Origin of the sequence: Mycobacterium sp., assembly GCF_052144515.1 — a bacterium.
Classification (GTDB): Bacteria; Actinomycetota; Actinomycetes; order Mycobacteriales; family Mycobacteriaceae; genus Mycobacterium.
Genome location: NZ_JBKQQD010000228.1, coordinates 1 through 17,931 on the forward strand (window position 1 = coordinate 1; position 17,931 = coordinate 17,931).

Annotated in this window: 15 protein-coding genes and 1 pseudogene; 13 read left to right on the top strand and 3 right to left on the bottom strand. The window is 66.4% G+C overall.

Annotation, left to right across the window (positions count from 1 at the left end; all coding sequences use genetic code 11):
* On the top strand, positions 1-487 hold a 487-nt coding region (locus ACLP9N_RS16035), incomplete at its 5' end, for a hypothetical protein (RefSeq protein ID WP_442408351.1).
* Positions 488-588: 101 nt separating this feature from the next.
* Here ACLP9N_RS16035 and ACLP9N_RS16040 read toward each other — a convergent pair.
* Positions 589-2,418, bottom strand: coding sequence for an acyl-CoA dehydrogenase (locus tag ACLP9N_RS16040; protein WP_442408352.1), 1,830 nt, complete (start codon positions 2,416-2,418; stop codon positions 589-591).
* Between the two features lie 283 nt (positions 2,419-2,701).
* Here ACLP9N_RS16040 and ACLP9N_RS16045 point away from each other — a divergent pair.
* The 5 genes and pseudogenes from ACLP9N_RS16045 to ACLP9N_RS16065 all read left to right on the top strand — a co-directional run bounded on the left by ACLP9N_RS16045 (position 2,702) and on the right by ACLP9N_RS16065 (position 7,209).
* Positions 2,702-4,054 (top strand): annotated as a pseudogene (locus ACLP9N_RS16045) (HAD-IC family P-type ATPase).
* 7 nt (positions 4,055-4,061) lie between these two features.
* The gene (gene trxA / locus ACLP9N_RS16050) at positions 4,062-4,424 is read left to right on the top strand and encodes a thioredoxin (RefSeq protein ID WP_442408353.1); all 363 of its coding nucleotides are present in this window, start codon (positions 4,062-4,064) and stop codon (positions 4,422-4,424) included.
* A 30-nt stretch (positions 4,425-4,454) separates the two neighbouring features.
* Complete coding sequence (locus ACLP9N_RS16055; RefSeq protein ID WP_424073453.1) at positions 4,455-5,264, top strand: enoyl-CoA hydratase; 810 nt, start codon at positions 4,455-4,457, stop codon at positions 5,262-5,264.
* 22 nt (positions 5,265-5,286) lie between these two features.
* Positions 5,287-6,915 carry an ABC-F family ATP-binding cassette domain-containing protein gene (locus ACLP9N_RS16060; protein WP_442408354.1) on the top strand — a complete coding sequence of 543 codons (1,629 nt, stop codon included), beginning with the start codon at positions 5,287-5,289 and terminating at the stop codon, positions 6,913-6,915.
* A gap of 90 nt (positions 6,916-7,005) precedes the next feature.
* Complete coding sequence (locus tag ACLP9N_RS16065) at positions 7,006-7,209, top strand: helix-turn-helix domain-containing protein (protein ID WP_442408363.1); 204 nt, start codon at positions 7,006-7,008, stop codon at positions 7,207-7,209.
* Between the two features lie 66 nt (positions 7,210-7,275).
* Here ACLP9N_RS16065 and ACLP9N_RS16070 read toward each other — a convergent pair whose 3' ends face one another.
* Complete coding sequence (locus ACLP9N_RS16070) at positions 7,276-7,839, bottom strand: helix-turn-helix domain-containing protein (protein ID WP_442408355.1); 564 nt, start codon at positions 7,837-7,839, stop codon at positions 7,276-7,278.
* Between the two features lie 24 nt (positions 7,840-7,863).
* Complete coding sequence (acnA, locus tag ACLP9N_RS16075; RefSeq protein ID WP_442408356.1) at positions 7,864-10,707, bottom strand: aconitate hydratase AcnA; 2,844 nt, start codon at positions 10,705-10,707, stop codon at positions 7,864-7,866.
* A 257-nt stretch (positions 10,708-10,964) separates the two neighbouring features.
* Between acnA and ACLP9N_RS16080 the strand changes: the two genes are divergently transcribed.
* The 7 genes from ACLP9N_RS16080 to ACLP9N_RS16110 form a co-directional block, all read left to right on the top strand.
* The gene (locus ACLP9N_RS16080; protein ID WP_442408357.1) at positions 10,965-11,504 is read left to right on the top strand and encodes an Rv1476 family membrane protein; all 540 of its coding nucleotides are present in this window, start codon (positions 10,965-10,967) and stop codon (positions 11,502-11,504) included.
* A gap of 240 nt (positions 11,505-11,744) precedes the next feature.
* A complete protein-coding gene (gene ripA / locus ACLP9N_RS16085) occupies positions 11,745-13,205 on the top strand; it encodes an NlpC/P60 family peptidoglycan endopeptidase RipA (RefSeq protein WP_442408358.1) in 1,461 nt (486 codons plus the stop codon).
* Positions 13,206-13,215: 10 nt separating this feature from the next.
* Entirely contained in the window at positions 13,216-13,941 is a 726-nt protein-coding gene (gene ripB / locus ACLP9N_RS16090; RefSeq protein ID WP_442408359.1) for an NlpC/P60 family peptidoglycan endopeptidase RipB, read from the top strand.
* Positions 13,942-14,084: 143 nt separating this feature from the next.
* A complete protein-coding gene (moxR1, locus tag ACLP9N_RS16095; protein ID WP_442408360.1) occupies positions 14,085-15,224 on the top strand; it encodes a chaperone MoxR1 in 1,140 nt (379 codons plus the stop codon).
* Positions 15,225-15,280: 56 nt separating this feature from the next.
* On the top strand, positions 15,281-16,192 hold the full coding sequence (locus ACLP9N_RS16100; RefSeq protein ID WP_442408364.1) for a DUF58 domain-containing protein: 912 nt from the start codon (positions 15,281-15,283) through the stop codon (positions 16,190-16,192).
* 22 nt (positions 16,193-16,214) lie between these two features.
* Entirely contained in the window at positions 16,215-17,222 is a 1,008-nt protein-coding gene (locus ACLP9N_RS16105) for a VWA domain-containing protein (protein ID WP_442408361.1), read from the top strand.
* 75 nt (positions 17,223-17,297) lie between these two features.
* The coding region (locus tag ACLP9N_RS16110) for an SDR family NAD(P)-dependent oxidoreductase (protein ID WP_442408362.1) at positions 17,298-17,931 on the top strand (634 nt) is incomplete at its 3' end.

A 17,931-nucleotide genomic window follows, 5' to 3' on the forward strand; every position in this document is an offset into this window, starting at 1 on the left:
GCAGACGGGCGCCACAAGCCGCCAAGGCGTCTTCGCCGGCGGCGACATCGTGACCGGCGCCGCGACCGTGATCCTAGCCATGGGCGCGGGACGCAAGGCCGCGAACGCCATTCACGAATACCTGCAAAAAGGCGCGGCAGAGAAGGACGCGCCGCGCGACGATGCCGTAGCTCCGGCCCCTCCGGTCGCAGGCGCGGCAGGAGGAGGTGCGTCCAAAATGAAGATCAAGGAGGCTGCGAGCAGCGATACGGCGACTTTCGCTACCAGGCCGGACGTCAGGGTCGACGACCCGGAGGCCGAGGAGTACCGAAGAGGGTTCGGGGATGGAACCGTATGGGCGACCGACTACGCGACGGAGGGCCAGTTGGGCGACCTCGTGGAGGCCCCCGACCGCGACAATCCGTACTGGCAAGGGTTTATCGAAGGCGTCGAGGAAGTCTGGAGCACGAGGGAGCCGCCAGCCTTCGGGCCTGAAAATACCATCTGACCTGCTATGGAGTTGGTGCGCGATTATCGGCGGTGCCCGCTGAAGCTCAGGATCGGCGACTGCCCTGAGAGTGCGGTGTGCCCGGGGCTGTGTGCGAATTGTCAGAACGCGTCTTCGGAAACGCGCATGATGTCGTCGTCGAGGGATGCGAGGACCCTGCGCTGCCCGGTCAGCTTCGGGAGCATGTTATTGGCGAAGAACGTCGCGGTCGCGATCTTGCCTTCATAGAAGTTTTGGTTGCTGCTCTGCGGCCCGTCCGCCAGCGCGGCGTGGGCGATGCCGGCCTGCACCAGCAATCGCCACCCGATGAGCAGGTCGCCGACGGCGAGGAGATAGCGCACCGATCCCAGCCCGACCTTGTAAATCTCCGTGGGTTGTTGCGTGGCCGACATCAGGTATCCGGTGAGGGCGCCCGTCATCGCCGTGACGTCGTCCAGCGCGGTTTGCAGCAGCTCGGCCTGCGGTTTGAGTGCCTCAGCGCAGGTGTCGATGCTGTTGCTGATCTGCGCCGTCAAAAACTGCAGCGCCTGGCCGCGGTCGCGGACGATCTTGCGGAAGAAGAAATCCAGCGCCTGGATCGCGGTGGTGCCCTCGTAGAGCGAATCGATCTTGGAATCGCGGATGTACTGCTCGAGCGGGTAGTCGACCAAAAAGCCCGAGCCGCCCAGCGTCTGTAGCGATTCGGTCAGGACCTCGTAGGCTCGTTCCGAGCTCACCCCTTTGACGATCGGAAGCAGCAGATCGTCGACGCGGTGTGCCATGTCGTGGTCCGCGCCCGAAACACGTTGTGCGACATCGTCATCCTGGTGAGCGGCGGCATACATGTACAGCGCACGCAGACCCTCGGCGTAGGCCTTCTGCGTCATCAGGCTGCGGCGCACATCGGGGTGGTGCATGATCGTGACCCGCGGGGCCGTCTTGTCGGTCATCTGGGTCAAATCCGCACCCTGCACGCGCTCCTTGGCGAAAGCAAGAGCGTTCAGATAGCCCGTGGACAGCGTGCCGGCGGCCTTGACGCCTATCGTCATGCGGGCGTGCTCGATGATGGTGAACATCTGCGCGATTCCGTTGTGCACGTCGCCGACCAGGTAGCCGACTGCGGGCACATCGGTGGCGCCGAAAGTCAACTCGCACGTCGGAGAGGACTTGATACCCATCTTGTGTTCCAGCCCGGTGGTGAAAACCCCATTGCGGGAACCGAGCTCGAACGTGTCGGGGTCGAAAAGATAGTTCGGCACGTAGAACAGGCTCAACCCTTTGGTGCCCGGACCGGCTCCTTCGGGCCGGGCCAGCACGAGATGGAAGACGTTCTCGGCGGTATCGCCCACGTCGCCACCGGAGATGAACCGCTTCACGCCCTCGATGTGCCAGGTGCCGTCGGGTTGTTCGATGGCTTTGGCGCGCGCCGCCCCGACGTCGGAGCCCGCGTCGGGTTCGGTGAGCACCATGGTGGCCGCCCAGCCACGCTCCACGCCCTCGGCCGCCCACCGTCGCTGCTGTTCGGTGCCCTCGACGTACAGGGCCTGCGCCATGAAGGTGCCCAGGCAAAAGAAGCTCGCGGAGGAGTTGGCGCAGAACGTCATTTCGGTGACTCCCCATGCCAGCGGTGGCGGTGCGGGCATGCCACCGATCTCTTCGGCCAGGCCCAGCCGCCACCACCCGGCCTCTTTGATCGTGTCGACTGTTTTGACCAACTCCGGCGCCACGCTGATGCTGTGCGTGGCGGGGTCGAACACCGGCGGATTGCGGTCCGCGTAGGCGAAAGTCTCGGCGACCGGGCCCTCGGCCAGGCGGGCGGCTTCGGCCAAAATCGTTTTGGCGGTATCGACGTCGAGATCGCTGTAGCGTCCGGTGCCCAGGACGGCCCCGATGTCGAGGACCTCGAACAGGTTGAACTCGAGATCGCGGACGTTGGCGATGTAGTGGCCCACGGCGGTTCCCTTCGCTTCGGCGAACTCAGACGCAGTGTCTCCGAGCGTGGAAACGTACGCAACCGTAACCTTCGGTGCAGCAGTATCGGATCCGCTGACCTGCCGTTATGGCCACGGGCGCGTCGGGGTCCCGGCGATCGGGCCGGGCCCGCTTGCCTTGTGGCTTGCCTTGTGCGAGAGGACAATTCAATCGCATACCGAAATACAACCGAGACATTTTCCTGCCTCTACGTCGATAAACTTGGGCATGTCGCACCCCACCCCCCTTTGTGAGGCCGCCGTCATGACCCTGACTGCCCTCGAAGAGACGGCCGGCGAGGTTCCTGTTGACCGCGATGCGGTCCGGCGGCGTCTGAGCTGGCGTGTGGCGCTGTGGTCGGTGGTTTCGGTGCGCTGGGCGGCCGTCGCGCTGGCGCTGTTCTTGGCCGGGCTGACGGCTCAGCTGAACGGTGCGGCCGAGACGGTGTGGTGGACGCTGGATCTGGCCTGTTACCTCACCGGTGGCTGGGGATCGGCGTGGGCCGGTGCAAAAGCGTTGCGTAACAAGGCCCTTGACGTCGATTTGTTGATGGTTGTCGCGGTGGTCGGGGCGGTCGCGATCGGGCAGATCTTCGACGGCGCCCTTGTTGATAGTGATCTTCGCCACCTCCGGCGCGCTGGATGACGTCGCCACCAAACACATCGCCGATTCCGTCAAGGGCCTACTCGAGCTCGCGCCGGATCAGGCCGTCGTGCTCGATGGTGACGGCCGTGAGCGGCTGCTGCCGGCCGCCGAGCTAATCGTGGGAGACCGGGTGGTGGTGCGGCCGGGCGAGCGGGTTCCCGCCGACGGCGCCGTGGTGGCCGGGGCCTCCGAGGTCGACCAATGCTCGATCACCGGCGAGTCGATGCCGGTGTCCAAGAGCCACGGTGACGAGGTGTTCGCGGGCACGGTGAACGGATCGGGGGTGCTGCACCTGGTGGTCACCCGCGATCCGTCGCAGACCGTGGTCGCCCGCATCGTCGAGCTGGTGGCCGAGGCGTCGGCCACCAAGGCCAGAACGCAGCTGTTCATCGAGAAGATCGAGCAGCGCTACTCGGTCGGCGTGGTGGCGGCCACCGTTGCACTGATCGCCATTTACCGGTGACAACGGGCGTGCGGCCACCCGGGGTGGCCCGGCAGGCCGGGATCACCGACGTGCGTGCGGCGCTGCCCGAGCAGAAGGTCGATGTGGTCCGCGGTCTGCAGGCCGGCGGTCACCGGGTGCTCGTCGTCGGCGACGGCGTCAACGACGCCCCCGCCATGGCCGCGGCCCGCACGTCGATCGCGATGGGCGCCGGCGCCGACCTCACCCTGCAGACCGCCGACGGCGTCACCGTCCGCGACGAGCTACACGCCATTCCGACCCTCATCGGGTTGGCCCGGCAGGCCCGGCGGGTGGTGATCACCAACCTCGTCATCGCGACCGCATTCATCACCGTCCTGGTGCTGTGGGATCTGTTCGGACACCTGCCGCTGCCGCTTGGAGTGGCCGGTCACGAGGGATCCACCATGATCGTGGCGCTCAACGGCCTGCGCCTGCTCACCAACCGGTCCTGGCGGACCTCTGCTTGTCGGGAAGCATCACGGGAACAAGGCACCGGCGCGCGACGTTAGCTGTCTCGTGACCACCCGAGACCTCACTGCTGAGCAGTTCAACGACACCATCAACGGCAACGACATCGTGCTTGTTGACTTCTGGGCGTCCTGGTGCGGCCCGTGTCGGGCGTTTGCGCCGACCTTCCAGGCCGCGTCGGAGAAACACCCCGACGTGGTGTTCGCCAAGGTCGACACGGAAGCCGAGGAGCAGCTGGCAGCGGCCGCCGAGATCCGCTCCATTCCCACGCTGATGGCCTTCAAGAAGGGCAAACTGCTGTTCAACCAGGCCGGCGCGCTGCCGCCCGCCGCCCTGGAGGACCTGCTGCACCAGGTCAAGGCGTTTGACGTCGAGGCAGCTGAAGCCGCGGCCGAGTCCAAAGAAGTCTGACGCGGATTCGGGACGCGCTACCTTCCTAAGGTGAGTTTGGTCCTCGTTGAACACCCGCGACCCGGGGTCGCGCTGATAACCCTCAATCGGCCCGAGCGGATGAATTCAATGGCGTTCGACGTCATGGTGCCGCTGAAAGAGGCCCTGGAGCAGGTCACCTACGACAATTCCGTGCGCGTGGTGGTCCTGACTGGGGCGGGCAAAGGGTTCTCGTCCGGCGCCGACCACAAGTCGGCGGGCACCGTGCCCAACGTCGACGAGCTGACCCGGCCGACCTACGCGCTGCGCTCCATGGAGTTGCTCGACGACGTCATCCTGGCGCTGCGCAAGCTGCACCAACCGGTGATTGCGGCCGTCAACGGTCCTGCCATCGGGGGAGGGCTGTGCCTGGCGCTGGCCGCCGACATCCGGGTGGCCTCCACCAGTGCCTACTTCCGGGCCGCGGGCATCAACAACGGCCTGACGGCCAGCGAACTGGGGCTCAGTTATCTGTTGCCCAGGGCCATCGGATCCTCGCGCGCGTTCGAAATCATGCTGACCGGTCGCGACGTCAGCGCCGAGGAAGCCGAGCGGATCGGCCTGGTGTCCTGCCAGGTGCCCAAGGAGCAGCTGCTGGACACCTGCTACGCCATCGCCGCGCGGATCGCGGCGTTCTCCCGGCCGGGAACCGAGTTGACCAAGCGCACACTGTGGAGTGGACTCGACGCCGGTAGTCTGGAAGCGCACATGCAAGCCGAAGGCTTGGGACAGCTTTTCGTTCGCCTGCTCACCGCCAACTTCGAAGAAGCGGTTGCCGCGCGCGCCGAACGCCGACCGGCGGTGTTCACCGACGACAAATAACTCGCAGGCTAGGAGTGCGAATGTGATCACGGCTACGGACCTCGAGGTCCGCGCTGGTGCGCGCATCCTGCTCTCACCGGACGGCCCGGACCTGCGCGTACAGCCCGGCGACCGCGTCGGGCTGGTCGGCCGCAACGGCGCGGGCAAGACCACCACGCTGCGCATCCTGGCGGGCGAGAGCCAGCCTTATGCCGGATCGGTCACCCGCACCGGCGAGATCGGCTATCTGCCACAGGATCCCAAAGAGGGCGATCTCGACGTGCTTGCCCGCGACCGGGTGCTGTCGGCCCGCGGACTGGACGTCCTGCTCACCGATCTGGAGAAGCAGCAGGCGTTGATGGCTGAGGTCGCCGACGACGACGCGCGGGACCGCGCGATCCGCCGCTACGGCCAGCTCGAGGAGCGATTCGTCGCGCTGGGCGGCTACGGCGCCGAGAGTGAAGCCGGCCGGATCTGCGCGAGCCTCGGCCTGCCCGAACGGGTGCTGACGCAGCAGTTGCGCACGCTGTCCGGAGGACAGCGCCGCCGGGTGGAGCTGGCGCGCATCCTGTTCGCCGCTTCCGACAGCGGTGCAGGCTCGTCCACCACGCTGCTGCTCGACGAGCCGACAAATCACCTTGACGCGGATTCGCTTGGCTGGCTGCGGGATTTCCTGCGGGCACACACCGGCGGGCTGATCGTCATCAGCCACAACGTCGATTTGATCGCCGATGTCGTCAATCGGGTGTGGTTCCTGGATGCCGTACGCGGCGAGGTCGACGTGTACAACATGGGCTGGCAGAAGTACCTCGACGCCCGGGCGACCGACGAGCAGCGTCGCCGGCGGGAACGCGCCAACGCCGAACGCAAGGCCGCCGCGTTGCGCACCCAGGCCGCCAAGCTGGGCGCCAAGGCCACCAAAGCCGTTGCGGCCCAGAACATGTTGCGGCGCGCCGATCGGATGATGGCCGCGCTCGACGAAGAGCGGGTCGCCGACAGGGTGGCGCGCATCAAGTTTCCTACCCCGGCCGCGTGCGGGCGCACGCCGCTGGTGGCCAAGGGGCTGAGCAAGTCGTACGGCTCACTCGAGGTGTTCACCGGCGTCGATCTGGCGATCGATCGCGGCTCGCGCGTGGTCGTGTTGGGGCTCAACGGCGCCGGCAAGACCACGCTGCTGCGATTGCTGGCCGGCGTCGAGAAACCCGACACCGGAGCGCTCGAGCCCGGACACGGTTTGCGGATCGGCTATTTCGCGCAGGAGCACGACACCCTGGACAACGACGCGACCGTCTGGCAGAACATCCGGCACGCGGCGCCCGAGTCCGGCGAACAGGAGCTGCGCGGTCTGCTGGGGGCATTCATGTTCAGCGGGCCACAGCTGGACCAGCCGGCGGGCACCCTGTCCGGTGGGGAGAAGACCCGCCTCGCGTTGGCCGGCCTGGTGGCGTCCACGGCGAACGTGTTGCTGCTCGACGAGCCGACCAACAATCTCGACCCCGCCTCGCGCGAGCAGGTGCTCGACGCACTACGCAGCTATCAGGGTGCGGTGGTGCTGGTTACCCACGACCCCGGGGCGGCCGAGGCGCTGCATCCGCAACGCGTCGTGCTGTTGCCCGACGGCACCGAAGACTATTGGTCCGACGAGTACCGGGATCTCATCGAGCTGGCCTGATTTCGGCCAAAGCTGCCCGCAGCCGACAACGGGTTCTTACGCTAGGTGCTTGCGAACGTGTTGAACGTGGAGGGCCCAGTGAGAAACCCATTGCGGAAGTCGAAGAAGACGCGCGATCAATTGCTGCACGAGTTGCGCAACGCCTATGAGGGCGGGGCCAGCATCCGCAACCTGGCGGCCACCACCGGTCGGTCATACGGATCCATTCACAGCTTGCTGCGCGAGTCGGGCACCACGATGCGCAGCCGCGGTGGCCCCAATCACCGCGCCCGGCCGAAGCCGGTGCGAGCGTAACGTCACTGCGAATCCTCGTCCCTTCATTCGCAGTCGCGTTACGCTCGGGCCCATAAAGAGGCGAACCTAACTGCGGCGCACCGAGTTCTCCACCAGGTCGAGGACCGCGGCCAGACGCGTCGGGTCCTCGCCGGAGGCCAGCCGGGCCACCAATCCGTCCAACACGAGTTCCAGGTAGCACTGCAACACGTCACCGGGCACGTCTTCGCGCACCCGGTGTGCCTCCTTCTGCCGGCGCAGCCGATCGTGCGTCGCGGCGGCCAGTTCCGCGGAGCGCTCCGACCATCCACGGTTGAACACGGGGTCGTTGCGCAGCTTGCGGGCGATCTCCAACCGGGTGGCCAGCCAGTCGAACTCCTCGGGCGCGGCGAGCATGTCGCGCATCACCTGAATGAGGCCTTCGCGGGATGCGACCTCGGCCATCCGCTCGGCATCCTCGTGGGCCAGGGCGAAAAACAGTGCGTCCTTGTCCCGGAAGTGGTGGAAGATCGCGCCGCGCGACATCCCGATCGCCTGCTCCAGCCGTCGCACTGTCGCCTTGTCGTAGCCGTATTCGGCAAAGCAACGGCGAGCGCCGTCGAGGATCTGACGGCGCCGAGCCGCGAGATGGTCCTCGCTGACTTTTGGCATGGCGGGGCGTGGGGGGCGTCCGGTCTAGCCCGACTTCAGCATGTTGCGCAGCACGTACTGCAGGATGCCGCCGTTGCGGTAGTAGTCCGCCTCACCGGGGGTGTCGATGCGCACCACCGCGTCGAACTCGACTGCATCCTTACCGTCCTTGCTGGCCTTCACATGCACCGTCTTGGGCGTCTTGCCGTCGTTGAGCGCCTCGATCCCGGTGATGTCGAAGACTTCGGTGCCGTCCAGACCCAACTCCTTGGCCGACTTGCCCTCCGGGAACTGCAACGGGATCACGCCCATGCCGATCAGGTTGGAACGGTGGATCCGTTCGAACGACTCGGCGATCACGGCGCGGACGCCCAGCAGGCGCGTTCCCTTGGCGGCCCAGTCGCGTGACGAGCCCGATCCGTATTCTTTGCCGCCCAGCACCACCAGCGGAATGTCTTGTGCCGCATAGTTTTGCGCCGCGTCGTAGATGAAGGCCTGTGGTGCTTGCCCATTTTCGGGGTCTTGGGTGAAGTCGCGGGTATAGCCACCGGACACATCGTCGAGCAGCAGGTTGCGCAGTCTGATGTTGGCGAAGGTGCCACGGATCATCACCTCGTGATTGCCGCGCCGTGAGCCAAACGAGTTGTAGTCCTTGCGCTCAACGCCGTGCTCGTCGAGGTACTGCGCCGCCGGGGTGCCCGGCTTGATGCTGCTGGCGGGTGAGATGTGGTCGGTGGTCACCGAGTCGCCCAGCAGCGCCAGCACCCGGGCACCGGTGATGTCGGCGACCGGCTCGGGCTCGGCGGGCATGCCGTCGAAGTACGGGGGCTTGCGAACGTATGTCGAATCCGAGTCCCACTCAAAGGTGTTGCCGCTCGGCGTGGGCAGGTTGCGCCACCGTTCGTCGCCCTTGAACACATCGGCGTAGTTCTTGGTGAACATCTCCTGGTTGATCGCCGACGCGATCGTGTCGGAGACGTCCTTCTGCGACGGCCAGATGTCTTTCAAGTAGACATCTTTGCCATCTTTATCTGTACCCAGTGGCTGGCTTTCGAAGTCGAAGTCCATGGTCCCGGCCAGCGCGTAGGCGATCACCAGCGGCGGCGACGCCAGGTAGTTCATCTTCACGTCGGGGTTGATGCGGCCCTCGAAATTCCGGTTGCCGGACAGCACGGCCGACACCGAAAGGTCGTTGTCGTTGATGGCTTTCGAGATTTCGTCGGGCAGTGGACCGGAGTTGCCGATGCAGGTGGTGCAGCCGTAGCCGACCAGATAGAAGCCGAGCTTCTCCAGGTACGGCCACAGGCCGGCCTTGTCGTAGTAGTCGTTGACCACCTGCGAGCCCGGCGCCATCGTGGTTTTCACCCACGGCTTGGAGGCCAGTCCCTTCTCGACGGCGTTGCGGGCCAGCAGCGCCGCACCCAGCATCACCTCGGGGTTGGAGGTGTTGGTGCACGACGTGATCGCGGCGATCACTACCGCGCCGTGGTCGAGCACGAAGTCGCCGTACTGTTCGGACTTCACCGGCACCGGGTTGCTCACCCGGCCCTTCGAGTGCGCGGCGGCTGACTGCACCGGAGCACGGTCGTCGGCGTGGCCGTTCGCCACCTGTCCGGGGTCACTGGCCGGGAACGTCTCGTCGAGCTCCTCGTCCAGCTTCGAATACTCCTGCTTGTCGGGGTCGTCGCCGACGTAGCTGGGAATGGTCTTGCGGAACGTGGACTTAGCTTCGGACAACGCGATTCGGTCCTGCGGACGCTTCGGACCCGCGATCGACGGCACCACCTCGGACAGGTCGAGCTCGAGGTACTCCGAGAAGGCCGGCTCGTGCTCGGGGTCGTGCCACATACCCTGCTCTTTGGCGTAGGCCTCGACCAGAGCCAGCTGTTCATCGGTACGGCCGGTGAACTTCAGGTACTTGATGGTTTCTTCATCGATCGGGAAAATCGCTGCAGTGGAACCGAATTCGGGGCTCATGTTGCCCAGGGTGGCACGGTTGGCCAACGGCACCTCGGCCACACCCTCGCCGTAGAACTCGACGAACTTGCCGACCACGCCGTGCTTGCGCAGCATCTCGGTGGCGGTCAGCACGACGTCGGTGGCCGTCACGCCGGCCTGGATCTCCCCGGTCAGCTTGAAGCCGACGACCCGCGGGATCAGCATGGACACCGGCTGACCCAGCATCGCAGCCTCGGCCTCGATACCGCCGACGCCCCAGCCCAGCACGCCGAGACCGTTGACCATCGTGGTGTGCGAGTCGGTGCCCACACAGGTGTCGGGGTAGGCGGTTATTGTTCCGGACCCGTCGCGCTGCATCACCACGGTCGCCAGGTACTCGATGTTGACCTGGTGCACGATGCCGGTGCCCGGTGGCACCACCTTGAAGTCCTGGAAAGCGCCCTGCCCCCAGCGCAGAAATTGGTAGCGCTCCCCGTTGCGCTCGTACTCGATCTCGACGTTGCGCTCGAATGCGTCGGCGGTGCCGAACAGGTCGGCGATCACCGAGTGGTCGATCACCAGGTCGGCCGGCGCCAACGGGTTGACCTTCTCCGGATTGCCGCCGAGGTCGCCGATGGCCTCACGCATGGTGGCCAAGTCGACGATGCACGGCACACCGGTGAAGTCCTGCATCACCACGCGCGCCGGCGTGTACTGGATCTCAATGCTGGGTTCCGCCTTGGGATCCCAGTTGGCGATGGCCTCGATGTGGTCTTTGGTGATGTTGCTGCCGTCCTCGTTGCGCAGCAGGTTTTCGGCGAGGACCTTGAGGCTGTAGGGGAGTTTCTCGGTATTGGGGACGGCGTCGAGACGGTAGATCTGGTAACTCTTGTCGCCTACCTCGAGGGTGTCGCGTGCTCCGAACGAGTTCACAGAATCCTTGCTAGTCACATCAACTCCCGGGATTAAGTTCTGCCGCCGACGGGCCGTGTCGACGATGCTTCGAATGCTGAAGCCACTTTAACAGTACGCTTGTCCTTTATTACGCGGTACCCGCGCATCTGCCAGTCTTGTCCGGTGGGGCGTGTGTTGGAAGGCCATGGCGCGCTCTCACCGAGATATAAGCCACGCACACTCGCGGCGGCGTGTCGTGTGCGTGGTGTACGTGTCGCGCAAGGAGCGCGGCCCTCGTCGCGTACGGTGCCTGTATGACCGGGCAACTGCTGCCGCTCTACATCCCCCAAGACGTCGACATGACTGCCGTCAAGGCTCAGGTCGCCGCGACCGGCGTCAGTGCGCTACCGGCGGCCATGCCGGGGTTGCTCGACGTGGTCAACCAGGCTCGCGCCGACGGCATCACCCTCAAGATCGTGCTGCTCGACCACAACCCGCCGAACGACACACCACTGCGCGACATCTCCACCGTGGTCGGTGCCGACTACCCGGATGCCACCGTCCTGACACTGAGCCCAAGCTACGTGGGCAGCTACAGCACGCATTTCCCGCGCGTCACGCTGGAAGCCGGCGAGGACATAGCCAAGACGGGCAATCCGGTGGTCTCGGCGCAGCATTTTTTGAATGAGATCAACACCCCCGAGTTTCCCTGGACCGGGTTGACCATCGTCTTGTTGATCGTGGTGCTCGCGGCGGCCGTCGGCACCCGGTGCCTGCAGTTGCGGAGCAGGCGGGCAGCAACGTCGCCACCAGCTGGCGACAACCCGGCCTCAGAACCGAACCGGGCCGTCTAGCCTGGCGCATCCGGGTCGGGCGGCCGTAGCGCACCGACTTGGCGTCTTGTTGTGGCAAACAGGGCAGATCACCGTTCGGTCACATTAAACGCACTTCCAGAGTGCAGTTTGTGACTTACGTTTCCATTGCGACTCATGTGACGTACGGTGCAAATGATGCTGCTGTTGTCTTTGGCGCTTTCCGTGGGATCGGTGGCTGGCGCCGTCCGTCCGTGCTGAGCCATAGGAGACCCGAATCGAATGAGACGGATCCGCCGAGGCTCTGCTTCGCGACCGGCCGCAAGGGTTGTGCGGCCGGTCATTCCATGTGTCTTGAGCGTGGCCGCACTGGTGTTGCTGCCCAGCCTCGCCGCCGCCGACCCCGGCACCGACGCCATGGCGACACTGATCGCGAACGTCGCCAAGGCCAACCAGCGACTCGATGACCTGAGCGCGGCCATCCAGACCGAGCAGCAAAGCGTCGACAAGGCGATGGTCGACGTGGAGACCGCCCGGGACACCGAGGTCGCGGCGCAACATGACCTAGAGGTCAGCCAGCAGGCGGTCAAGGACGCCAACGCGGCGATCGCCGGGGCTCAACATCGGTTCGACACCTTCGCCGCGGCCACCTACATGAACGGTCCGTCGGGCAGCTATCTGACCGCGAGCAGCCCCGAGGACATCATCGCCACCGAGACCGCCGCCAGGACCCTGACCGCCAGTTCCCAGGCGGTCATGGCCAACTTGCAGCGGGCTCGGACCGAGCAGGTGAACAAGGAGTCGGCGGCGCGGCTGGCCAAGCAAAAGGCCGACAAGGCCGCCGCTGACGCCAAGGGCAGCCAGGACGCCGCCGTGGCGGCGCTCACCGAGTCCAAGCGCAAGTTCGACGAACAGCGCGACGAGGTCAACCGGCTGGCCGCCGAGCGTGACGAGGCTCAGACCGCTCTCGAGACCGCCCAACTCGCGGACGCACGCTGGTCGACGGGGCCGGGTGGTCCCGGTGCACCTGGGCCGAGTGACCGTTGGGATCCGGGAGCGACGGGAGTGCCGGGGCCCGCCGGCCCCCCGGCGGGACCTGTTGCGGGCCGCAAGTGGGACGGGTGGGACCCCACGCTGCCGCAGGTGCCCAGCGCCAACGTCCCCGGCGACCCGATCGCGGTGATCAACCAGCTGCTGGGCATCTCGGCCACCTCGACGCAGGTCACCGCCAGCATGGGGCGCAATTTCCTGCAGCAGTTGGGCATCCTGAAGCCCAACGACACCGGCATCACCAACGCCCCGGCCGGCTCGACTCAGGGACGGATCCCGCGGGTCTACGGCCGGCAGGCCGTCGAATACGTGATCCGCCGCGGGATGTCGCAGATCGGGGTGCCCTACTCCTGGGGTGGCGGCAACGCCGCGGGTCCGAGCAAGGGAATCGACTCCGGCGCAAGCATCACGGGCTTCGACTGCTCCGGGCTGGTCTTGTACTCGTTCGCCGGCGTGGGCATCAAGCTGCCGCACTACTCGGGTTCGCAGTACAACCTGGGCCGCAAGATCCCGTCGTCGCAGATGCGCCGCGGCGACGTCATCTTCTACGGCCCGGGCGGCAGCCAGCACGTGACGATCTACCTCGGCGACGGCCAGATGCTCGAGGCCCCCGACATCGGTTTGAAGGTGCGCGTTGCGCCGGTGCGCACCAGTGGCATGACGCCCTTCGTGGTCCGGTACATCGAGTGGTGAACGAGGAGCCATGCGCCGCAAACGTTTTCGCCTGATCAGCCTGGCCTGGATCACCGCGGTGGTGACCGGGCTGATGTTGTCTGTCGCGGCTCCCGCTGTTCCGGCAGAGGCCGACCCCGGCCAGTGGGATCCCACGCTGCCGGCGACGATCAGCGCGGGCGCCCCGGGTGACCCGCTCGCGGTCGCCAGTGCGTCGCTGCAGGCCACCGCCCAGGCGACGCAGACCACGCTAGATTTGGGCAAGCAATTCCTTAGCGGGCTGGGGATCAACTTGGGCGGTACGCCTGGCGACAGCACCAACACCAGCCCAAGCCGGATCTCGCGGGCTAACGGCCGGCAGGCGATCGAGTACGTGATTCGCCGGGCCGGGTCACAGATGGGCGTGCCGTATTCGTGGGGTGGCGGTACGCTCGACGGGCCCAGCAAGGGTGTCGGCGACGGTGCCAACATCGTCGGGTTCGACTGCTCCGGCCTGATGCGATACGCCTTCGCAGGGGTCGGCGTGTTGATCCCGCGGTTTTCCGGCGACCAATACAACGCCGGCAAGCACATTCCTCCGGACCAGGCCAGGCGCGGCGACCTGATCTTCTACGGCCCGGGCGGCAGCCAGCACGTCACCATGTACCTGGGCAATGGCCAGATGCTGGAGGCATCCGGAAGCGCGGGCAAAGTCACCATCAGCCCGGTGCGCAGGCCGGGGATGACGCCGTTCTTGACACGCATCATCGACTACTGACCCGGTGCGTGCGTCGCCGGGGCGGGAACCGCGACGTCGACGGAACCCGACAGGCCTGGAATAGTTGAACGCGGGCACGCCGCTGCCCGGGGCATTAGGGTGCCAGCAGTCGTGTCTGATTTAGCTGTGAAAGGTATTAGTTGATGACATCAGCAGGTGGCCCCCCGGGGGCCGGTGGTTACTCGGGCCCGGGCGGGCAATCAGGCCCGAGGGCCCACGAGGCGCCTTCCGGCGGCCCTAATACTTCAGACGGGTTGGCCGCCGAGGTACACACCCTTGAGCGGGCAATCTTCGAAGTCAAGCGGATCATCGTCGGCCAGGACCAACTCGTCGAGCGGATGCTGGTCGGTCTGCTCTCCAAGGGGCACGTGCTGCTCGAGGGTGTGCCGGGCGTGGCGAAGACGCTGGCGGTGGAGACCTTCGCGCGCGTGGTCGGCGGGACGTTCGCGCGCATCCAGTTCACCCCCGACCTGGTGCCCACCGACATCATCGGTACCCGCATCTACCGGCAAGGCAAAGAGGAGTTCGACACCGAACTCGGCCCGGTGGTGGTCAACTTCCTGCTTGCCGACGAGATCAACCGGGCCCCGGCGAAGGTGCAGTCGGCGCTCTTGGAGGTCATGCAAGAACGCCACGTGTCGATCGGCGGCAAGACCTTCGACCTGCCCAACCCGTTCTTGGTAATGGCGACGCAGAACCCGATCGAGCACGAGGGTGTCTACCCGCTGCCCGAGGCCCAGCGGGACCGGTTCCTGTTCAAGATCAACGTGGGTTACCCGTCGCCCGAAGAGGAGCGGGAGATCATCTACCGGATGGGTGTGAAGCCGCCGGAGCCCAAACAGATCCTCGCCACCGGCGACCTGGTCCGGCTACAGGACGTCGCGGCCAACAACTTCGTCCACCATGCCCTGGTCGACTATGTGGTGCGCGTCGTCATGGCCACCCGTTACCCCGAGCAGCTCGGGATGAACGACGTCAAGACCTGGGTCTCGTTCGGCGCATCTCCGCGTGCCTCGCTGGGCATCATCGCGGCGTCTCGGTCGCTGGCGTTGGTACGGGGCCGCGACTACGTGATCCCGCAGGACGTCATCGACGTCATCCCCGACGTGTTGCGGCACCGGTTGGTGCTCACCTATGACGCGCTGGCCGACGAGATTTCCCCGGAGATCGTCATCAACCGGGTCATGCAGACGGTGGCCCTGCCGCAGGTGAATGCCGTGCCCCAGCAAGGGCAGTCGGTCGGCCCGGTGATGCAGGCCGCGGGGGCGGCTAGCGGTCGGTGACCGACGCAAACCCCGCTGGCCCCGCAGCGGAGCGCGGGGCGCTGCATCCGCCGTCGATGCAGCGAGGGCAGATCGACGACCCGAAGCTGTCGGCGGCGCTGAAGTCACTCGAGCTCACGGTCAAACGCAAGCTCGACGGTGTCCTGCACGGCGACCATCTCGGCCTGATCCCGGGGCCTGGCTCGGAGCCGGGGGAGTCGCGCGAGTATCAGCCCGGTGACGACGTCCGCCGGATGGACTGGGCGGTGACCGCGCGCACGACCCACCCGCACGTCCGGCAGATGATCGCCGACCGCGAACTGGAGACCTGGATGGTGGTCGACCTATCGGCCAGCCTGGACTTCGGGACGGTTGGCTGCGAGAAACGCGACCTGGCGGTGGCGGCCGCGGCCGCGATCACCTACCTCAACAGCGGCGGCGGAAACCGGATCGGCGCGCTGATCGCCAACGGCCTGACCACAACCCGGGTGCCGGCACGCTCCGGACGCCAGCATGAGCAGACGCTGCTGCGCACCATCGCCACCATGCCCAAGGCGCCGACCGGAGTGCGTGGGGATCTGGCGACGGCCATCGACGCGCTGCGCCGGCCCGAACGCCGCCGCGGAATGGCGGTGATCATCAGCGACTTCCTCGGCCCGATCAACTGGATGCGTCCGCTGCGCGCGATTGCGGCCCGCCACGAGGTGCTGGGCATCGAGGTGCTCGACCCCCGCGACGTCGAGCTGCCCGACATCGGCGAAGTCATCCTGCAGGACGCCGAATCCGGGGTCACGCGCGAATTCACCATCGACGCGCAGCTGCGTGACGAGTTCGCGCGGGCGGCCGCGGAGCACCGCGCCGAAGTGTCGCGCACCATCCGCAGCTGCGGGGCGCCGCTGATGACGCTGCGCACCGACCGGGACTGGATCGCCGACATCGTCCGTTTCGTTGAATCCCGTCGGCGCGGGGCCATGGCGGGGCGGCAGTGACCAGGTCGGATATGACTTGGATATGACACCGCCGTTGCTGGGGCCGATGTCGCTGTCCAGCTTTGCGCACGCGTGGTATTTCCTTTTTCTTGTTGTCGTCGCAGGACTGGCGGCGCTGTACGTCGTGATGCAGCTGGCGCGGCAGCGGCGGATGCTTCGCTTCGCCAACATGGAGTTGCTGGAAAGCGTCGCCCCGAAGCGGCCGCCTCGGTGGCGGCACGTGCCGGCGATCCTGCTGGTGCTGTCGTTGCTGCTGTTCACCATCGCGATGGCCGGGCCCACCAACGACGTGCGGATTCCCCGCAATCGCGCGGTGGTGATGCTGGTGATCGACGTGTCGCAGTCGATGCGCGCCACCGATGTCCAGCCCAACCGGATGGCCGCCGCCCAGGAGGCCGCCAAGCAGTTCGCCAGCGAGCTGACCCCGGGGATCAACCTCGGACTGATCGAATACGCGGGCACCGCAACCGTGTTGGTGTCACCGACGACCAACCGGGACGCCACCAAAGCCGCGCTCGACAAGCTGCAGTTCGCCGACCGCACCGCCACCGGGGAGGGCATCTTCACCGCGCTGCAGGCCATCGCTACCGTCGGGGCGGTGATCGGCGGCGGCGACACTCCGCCGCCGGCGCGCATCGTGTTGTTCTCCGACGGCAAGGAGACGATGCCGACCAACCCCGACAACCCTAAGGGCGCCTTCACCGCCGCGCGCACCGCCAAGGATCAGGGCGTGCCGATCTCGACCATTTCCTTCGGCACGCCGTACGGCTTCGTCGAGATCAACGACCAGCGACAACCCGTTCCGGTCGACGACTCCACCATGAGGAAGGTCGCCGAGCTCTCCGGTGGAAATTGGTACAGCGCCTCCAACCTGGAGGAGCTCAAAGACGTCTACGCGTCGCTGCAACAGCAGATCGGCTACGAGACGATCAAAGGCGACGCGAGTGTGGGCTGGCTGCGGCTGGGTGCGCTGGTGCTGGCGCTGGCCGGGCTGGCCGCGCTGCTGATCAACCGCAGGTTGCCGACCTGACGTTTCGGCCGGGCCCGGGCCAACATGCGAGGGGGAGATTGCGGCCCTGCGGCACCGAGGCGATAGGTTGGCCAGGTGACTGACACAGCCACCGAGAAAGCCACCGAGCTCGCCGCCGACAGCGGCAAACCCGCATTCGTATCCCGTTCAGTCCTGGTGACGGGCGGAAACCGGGGGATCGGTCTGGCGATCGCACAGCGGCTGGCCGCCGACGGCCACAAGGTGGCCGTCACGCACCGCGGATCCGGGGCGCCCGCGGGGCTGTTCGGTGTCGAGTGTGACGTCACCGACAACGACGCCGTCGATCGCGCCTTCAAAGAGGTCGAGGAGCACCAGGGTCCGGTCGAGGTGCTGGTGTCCAACGCCGGTCTAGCCGCGGACGCGTTCCTCATGCGGATGACCGAGGAGAAGTTCGAGAAGGTCATCGACGCCAACCTCACCGGGGCGTTCCGGGTGGCTCAGCGGGCATCGCGCAGCATGCAGCGAAAGCGGTTCGGCCGGATGATCTTCATAGGTTCGGTCTCCGGCACCTGGGGCATCGGCAACCAGGCCAATTACGCAGCCTCCAAGGCCGGTGTGATCGGCATGGCCCGCTCGATCGCCCGGGAGCTGTCAAAGGCCGGGGTGACCGCGAATGTGGTGGCCCCGGGCTACATCGACACCGATATGACCCGCGCGCTGGATGAGCGGATTCAAAAGGGGGCACTGG

What these genes read in the sequence shown, in the direction of transcription:
- ACLP9N_RS16070 (WP_442408355.1), bottom strand. Translation starts at nt 7,839, where the DNA reads ATGCCAAAAGTCAGCGAGGACCATCTCGCGGCTCGGCGCCGTCAGATC.
- ACLP9N_RS16080 (WP_442408357.1), top strand. Translation starts at nt 10,965, where the DNA reads ATGACCGGGCAACTGCTGCCGCTCTACATCCCCCAAGACGTCGACATG.
- ripA (WP_442408358.1), top strand. Translation starts at nt 11,745, where the DNA reads ATGAGACGGATCCGCCGAGGCTCTGCTTCGCGACCGGCCGCAAGGGTT.
- ripB (WP_442408359.1), top strand. Translation starts at nt 13,216, where the DNA reads ATGCGCCGCAAACGTTTTCGCCTGATCAGCCTGGCCTGGATCACCGCG.
- moxR1 (WP_442408360.1), top strand. Translation starts at nt 14,085, where the DNA reads ATGACATCAGCAGGTGGCCCCCCGGGGGCCGGTGGTTACTCGGGCCCG.
- ACLP9N_RS16100 (WP_442408364.1), top strand. Translation starts at nt 15,281, where the DNA reads ATGCAGCGAGGGCAGATCGACGACCCGAAGCTGTCGGCGGCGCTGAAG.
- ACLP9N_RS16105 (WP_442408361.1), top strand. Translation starts at nt 16,215, where the DNA reads ATGACACCGCCGTTGCTGGGGCCGATGTCGCTGTCCAGCTTTGCGCAC.